Genomic DNA, 5610 nt, shown 5'->3' with positions numbered 1-5610 from the left:
ATTGCTGCCAGCCAGTTCTTCCTCGGGCGGGCGCGTGCCGACGAGGACGTTGAGCGTCATCGGCTTGCCGTCGCGGATGATCTCGAGCGGGATGCGCGTGCCGGGCTTGGTGTTCGAGACGATATACGACAAAGTCTGCTGCGGTGTGACGTCCTTGCCGTTGACCTTGGTCACGACGTCGCCGCGCTTCAGCCCGGCCTTCTCGCCCGCCTGTGCGGGTTCGACGCGCTGGATAAACTCGCCGCGATCCTTGGGCAGGCCGAGCGCCGCCGCCAGATCCTCGTCGACCGGCGCGATGCCGATGCCGAGATAGCCGCGCTGGACCTTTTCGCCCGCGCGCAGCGCGTTGATCACCGGGATCGCCGCATCGGCGGGGATCGCGAAATTGACGCCGATGTTCGCGCCGACCGGCGAGATCAGCATATTGTTGATGCCGACGACATTGCCCTGGAGGTCGAACAGCGGACCGCCCGAATTGCCGCGGTTGATCGCGGTATCGGTCTGGATATAGCGGTCGTAGGCGCCGCCCTGATTGACGCTGCGCTGGACCGCCGAGATGATGCCCGCGGTCACCGTCGAGCCGAGCCCGAGCGGGTTGCCGATCGCGACGACCCAGTCGCCGACACGCGCGGTGCCGCCGTCGGCGAACTTCACGAAGGGCAGGCCGGTCGCGTCGATCTTGAGCAACGCGAGGTCGGATGCGACGTCGCGGCCGACGATCGTCGCCTTATATTCCTTCTGGTTGGTCAGCGTCACCGTGACCTGGTTCACCGCCTCGCCGCGCGGGCCGCCCGAGATGACGTGGTTGTTGGTGACGATATAGCCGTCGGCCGAAATCAGGAAGCCCGAGCCACCGCCCTGCTGCTCCTGCGTGATCGGCTCGCGCGTCCCGGCAAAGGGGTTCAGCCGGACCCCGAGCGTGACTTCCTGCTTGGTCGAGATGTTGACCACCGCGGGCTGCAGTTGTTCGACGAGGTCGGCGAAGCTTTCGGGCGCGCCCGAACGCGGAACGACCTTGGCGATTTCGCTCTTTTCATTCTGCGCGACCTGCGCGCCGACGGGCGATTGGGTGACCAGCGCCAGCGCGGTGCCACCCGCCAGCAAGGCCGAAGTGATGCCATAAACATAACGCACGATCGAAATTCCTCTTCTCTTACGAAACTCTTCAGACCCCGGCGGCGGTTATCTGCGGCGGCGCGGCTGAACGCCATTTGAACATGAACGGCGGTTGCACATTCCATTCATTGCGCCGTTCGCCCGCCGCAGCGCCGTCAGTTACCGCGGAAACGCTTCAGATATTCATTGTCCGCCGACATGATGATCGACGTCCCACCCTGGTTGTTTTCGCCCAGGAAGGTCTGCCGATAGCTCTGCATCGCGCGGTAGAAGTCATAGAAGTCGGGATCCTTGCCAAAGCTGGCGGCATAGATACGCGCCGCTTCGCCGTCGGCTCCGCCGCGGATGATCTGCGCTTCCTTCTGGCCTTCGGCACGGATCGAGATCGCTTCCTGCTGGCGCGCGGTGCGCATGCGGTTGTACGCCGCCTCAAGCGTCGCGCCCTCGGGCAAGTCGGCGCGCTTGATCCTGACGTCGATGATCTCGGCGCCATATTTGTTCGCCTCGCGGTTCAGCGCGACCTGGATATTGTCCATCACCGCGCCGCGTTCGGGCGACAGCAAGGTCGCGAAGGTGCGCTTGCCGAGTTCGTTGCGCAGCGACGAGCCGAGGATCGTCGCAAGCTGTGTCTGCAATTTTTCCTCGGTGCGGATCGCGGTGTACATGCGCACCGGGTTGGTGATGCGGAAGCGCGCGAAGGCGTCGACCTGCAGGCGCTGCTGGTCGGTCGAGAGCACCTGCTGGCGCTCCATGTTCACGCCGAGGATGCGCTTGTCGATATATTCGATGCCGTCGGTGAACGGCACGCGCAGGACGAGGCCGGCGCCCGAGCGCCCAAATTCCTCGTTCGGCTTGTAGCGGTTCACCGTCCGCTCGATCTCGCCGAAGCGCAGGATCAGCGCCTGCTTGTCCTCGGGCACGATCGCCAGCGATTGCGACAGGATGACGAGTATGATGACGACGCCAAAGAGCAGCCGCATCGGGTTCTGGAACAGCGAACTAAACATCATTCGCCTCCCTTCGTTACGGCTTCGGGCGCCTTGACCCGTTTCTGCACCTCGTTGAGCGGCAGATAGGGAGTCACCCCGCGCGCTTCGACGATCGTCTTGTCGACGTTCGACAACACATTCTCCATCGTTTCATAATAGAGCCGCTGCTTGGTCACGCCGGGCGCCAGCTTATACTGTTCGTAAATCTTGTCGAACGCCGCGGTGTCGCCGCGCGCGCGTTCGAGCACCTGCTGCTGATAGGCGCGCGCGAGGTTGATCGCCGATTCGCGTTCCTGCCGCGCCGCGGTGACTTCCTTGAACGCCTCGTCGACCTGACTCGGCGGGTCGACCTGGCGGATCGCGATGCCCTGAATCATCACGCCGGCGCGATACTGGTCGAGCAGTTCCTGCATGCGCTGCTGGACCTGCGCCTCGATCTCGACGCGGCCGGGGCCGATCGCCTGGACGAGGTCGAAGTTCGCGACGGTCGCGCGCATCGCGCTTTCGGCGACTTCGCGGATCGTGCCTTCGGGATCGGCGAGCTGGAAGAAGAAAAGTTCGGGATCGCGCACCGACCAGCGGACCTCATAGGCGAGGTCGACGATGCTCTGGTCGCGCGTCAGCACGAAATTCTCGTCCGTGGCGTTCGGCGAACCGACCGCCATCGTGCGGATGGCGCGGACGTCCTCGAGCCGGATACGCTCGATCGGCGCGGGCCAGGTGAGCTTCACGCCGGGGCCGACGGTGCGCGAATAGCTGCCGAGGCGCGTGATCACGCCTTCCTTTTCGGGCGGTACGATGTGGAAGGAGGAGAAAAGCACCCACGCGACGACGAGCGCGAGGGCCACCCATTTCCAGAGCTTCGCCGAATCGCCGAAATTGAACGGACTGCCGCCACCCGAGCCGCCGCCGCCGAAACCCCCGCGCCCCTTGCGCAGCAATTCGTCGAGCGCCGAGGGGCCGCGCGGCTTTTGCGCGCGCCGCTGGTCGGCGGGATCGGGCGTGACCCACGGGTTGCGCGGGCCGGGCTTCTTGCCGTCGCCGCCACGACCCTTGCCGCCGTCGTCATCCCCCTTGCCGGGACCGCTGCCCCACGGGCTGTTGGCCATCTGGCTGATCTGATGGAAAAATTGCCGCAATCCCCTCGGGCTGCGGCGTCCCATGCTGCCGTCAATCTTGTCGTTCATATTGCTTTTATAGGGGCGGCGGGCGCGATTAACAGGGGGTGCGCGCGAAAATGGCTGGCAAACGCGCGGATCATGCCTATCTGGCGCGGACATGACCGAACAAAGCGCCGATATCGCCCGCCTGACCACCGCCGCCGCCGCGCTGAGCGAAGGGCGGTCGTCGGGTCTGCGCCTGCTCGACGATTCGGGCCTGCTCGCCGTCATTCTCGACGTGTCGGGGCTGGCGGTCGAAGCGCGCAAACCGCTCGAAGACAAGCTGCGTGCCGGCCTGCTCGCCGAAGCGGGCGTGCGCGAGGTGCGCGTCGCTATGACCGCCGAGAAGAAATCGATGACGATCATCGCGGTGGGCAGCGGCAAGGGCGGCGTCGGCAAATCGACCCTCGCGGCGAACCTCGCCGTCGCGCTGCTGCGGCTGGGCGTCAAGGTCGGGCTGGTCGACGCCGACATCTACGGACCTTCGCAACCCAGATTGATGGACAGCGAAGGCGTGAAGCCCGAAGCGCGCGGATCGAAGCTGGCCCCCGTTCCCAACGCCTATGGCGTGCCGATGCTGTCGACCGGCCAGATCGCGGCGCCCGGACAGGCGATCGCCTGGCGCGGCCCGATGGCGGGCAAGGCGCTCGAACAGCTCGTCGACGCGAGCTGGGGCGACATCGACACGCTCGTCGTCGACCTGCCCCCCGGCACCGGCGACGTCCAGCTGACGATGATCCAGCGCCACAAGCCCGCGGGCGCGGTGATCGTATCGACCCCGCAGGATCTCGCGCTGATGGACGCGACGCGCGCGGTCAGCCTGTTCGAACAGGCCGACGTTCCTATCATTGGCCTCGTCGAGAATATGGCGGGCTATGCCTGCCCGCATTGCGGCGAGGTCAGCGACCCGTTCGGGTGCGGCGGCGCCGAGGCCGCCGCAAAGACGATGGGCCTCGATTTCCTCGGCCGCGTGCCGCTGTCGATGGGCATCCGGCTCGCGAGCGACGGCGGCGTCCCGCCCGCGGCGGGAACCGACCCGACCGGCGAGCCATTCCATGCGATAGCGGCAAAGGTCGCCGACTGGCTGAACGGCCGCAATAACAGGCGCAATAAATAGGGACTGTCCCTATTTAATTGGGAGAATGATATGGCGATCAACGACGAGGGTGAAATCCGCGAACTGCTCGGGCAAAAGCGCCGCATCGCGGTGGTCGGCGCCTCGCCCAACCCCGCGCGCCCCTCGAACGGCGTGCTCGCCTTTCTCGTGAGCCAGGGCCATGACGTGATCGCGGTCAATCCCGGTCATGCCGGCAAGACGATCCACGGCGCCCCCGTCGTCGCGACGCTCGCCGACGTCGAGCCCGCCGCCGAAATCGTCGACATCTTTCGCAACAGCGCCGACGCCGGCGCCGCGGTCGACGAGGCGATCGTCCATGGCGCGAAGGCGGTGTGGATGCAGATCGGCGTGATCGACGAAGCCGCGGCGAAACGCGCCGACGCCGCCGGACTGACCGTGGTGATGGACCGCTGCCCCAAGATCGAGATCCCGCGCCTCGGCCTGCTGAAGTGAGGGCCGCGCTACCGCTGCTCATGGCAGCGACGCTCGCGGGATGCGCGACCACGACGACGCGCGCGAACCCGCAGGATGCGTTTTTCGACGCCCTCGCCGCGCGCTGCGGCAAGGCCTATGCCGGCGGCCTCGCGAGCGATCAGGAGGCCGACGCCGCGATGCGTGGCAAGGCGATGGTGATGCACATCCGCCATTGCACCGCCGACCGGATCGAGATTCCCTTTCATATCGACGGGCTGGCCGATGACGGCGGCTGGGACCGCTCGCGGACGTGGATCATCAGCCGCACGCCGGCGGGCCTCCGCCTCAAGCACGACCATCGCCACGCCGACGGCAAGCCCGACGCGGTCACGCTCTATGGCGGCGACACCGCCGATGCCGGGACGGCAACGCGCCAGGCCTTCGCCGTCGACGCCGAATCGAGCGCGATGTTCACCGCGACCGGCCGCAGCGTTTCGAACACCAACATCTGGTCGGTCGAAACGACCGACGCGGGCTTCACCTATGGCCTCGACCGGCAGGGACGCCATTTCCGCGTCGCGTTCGATTATGCCAAGCCGGTGACGCCGCCGCCCGCGCCCTGGGGTTGGTAGGGAACCGATTCACCCGCCATGCGCTAGGTCGCATCGAACGGGAGAAAATATATGCGGACCCAGACCCTTATCCTGATCCCGCTGCTCGCGCTCGGCGCGTGTAGCGAGAAGTCGCCCGACGCGCGCGGCGTCGAGCATGACGAAACCCTGCTGTCGGTATCGGCGACCGGCCGGTCCGAAAC

Annotated in this window: 6 protein-coding genes; 3 read left to right on the top strand and 3 right to left on the bottom strand. The window is 66.3% G+C overall.

The annotated features are described in order from the left end of the window. The 3 genes from VJ811_RS04755 to VJ811_RS04745 form a co-directional block, all read right to left on the bottom strand. Positions 1 to 1134, bottom strand: a 1134-nt coding sequence (locus VJ811_RS04755; protein ID WP_324071130.1) for a S1C family serine protease, incomplete at its 3' end; no start/stop codon positions are given. Positions 1135 to 1271: 137 nt separating this feature from the next. Beyond that, positions 1272 to 2123 (bottom strand): protease modulator HflC, encoded by an 852-nt coding sequence (locus tag VJ811_RS04750; RefSeq protein ID WP_324071131.1) that lies wholly within the window; start codon positions 2121 to 2123, stop codon positions 1272 to 1274. After that, positions 2123 to 3292, bottom strand: a complete 1170-nt coding sequence (locus tag VJ811_RS04745; protein ID WP_324071129.1) for a protease modulator HflK — start codon at positions 3290 to 3292, stop codon at positions 2123 to 2125. Before VJ811_RS04745 ends, VJ811_RS04750 begins: the two co-directional genes overlap by 1 nt. Positions 3293 to 3383: 91 nt before the next feature. Here VJ811_RS04745 and VJ811_RS04740 point away from each other — a divergent pair, with 91 nt between their 5' ends. From VJ811_RS04740 to VJ811_RS04730, 3 genes are read left to right on the top strand one after another with little or no spacing between them, the layout of a single operon-like run. Continuing rightward, positions 3384 to 4382 carry an Mrp/NBP35 family ATP-binding protein gene (locus VJ811_RS04740; protein ID WP_324071128.1) on the top strand — a complete coding sequence of 333 codons (999 nt, stop codon included), beginning with the start codon at positions 3384 to 3386 and terminating at the stop codon, positions 4380 to 4382. Between the two features lie 30 nt (positions 4383 to 4412). Beyond that, entirely contained in the window at positions 4413 to 4835 is a 423-nt protein-coding gene (locus VJ811_RS04735; protein WP_324071127.1) for a CoA-binding protein, read from the top strand. A 20-nt stretch (positions 4836 to 4855) separates the two neighbouring features. Beyond that, a complete protein-coding gene (locus tag VJ811_RS04730; protein ID WP_324071126.1) occupies positions 4856 to 5428 on the top strand; it encodes a hypothetical protein in 573 nt (190 codons plus the stop codon). Positions 5429 to 5610 lie beyond the last annotated feature (182 nt).

Source organism: Sphingopyxis sp., from assembly GCF_035250425.1.
Taxonomy (GTDB): domain Bacteria; phylum Pseudomonadota; class Alphaproteobacteria; order Sphingomonadales; family Sphingomonadaceae; genus Sphingopyxis.
Note: the sequence above shows the minus strand (reverse complement) of the source record. Positions and strands in the feature narration are given on the sequence as shown.

Excerpts from the sequence above, each read along its gene's own strand:
- VJ811_RS04740 (WP_324071128.1), top strand. The coding sequence starts at position 3,384 with ATGACCGAACAAAGCGCCGATATCGCCCGCCTGACCACCGCCGCCGCC.
- VJ811_RS04730 (WP_324071126.1), top strand. The coding sequence starts at position 4,856 with ATGGCAGCGACGCTCGCGGGATGCGCGACCACGACGACGCGCGCGAAC.
- VJ811_RS04735 (WP_324071127.1), top strand. The coding sequence starts at position 4,413 with ATGGCGATCAACGACGAGGGTGAAATCCGCGAACTGCTCGGGCAAAAG.
- VJ811_RS04745 (WP_324071129.1), bottom strand. The coding sequence starts at position 3,292 with ATGAACGACAAGATTGACGGCAGCATGGGACGCCGCAGCCCGAGGGGA.
- VJ811_RS04750 (WP_324071131.1), bottom strand. The coding sequence starts at position 2,123 with ATGTTTAGTTCGCTGTTCCAGAACCCGATGCGGCTGCTCTTTGGCGTC.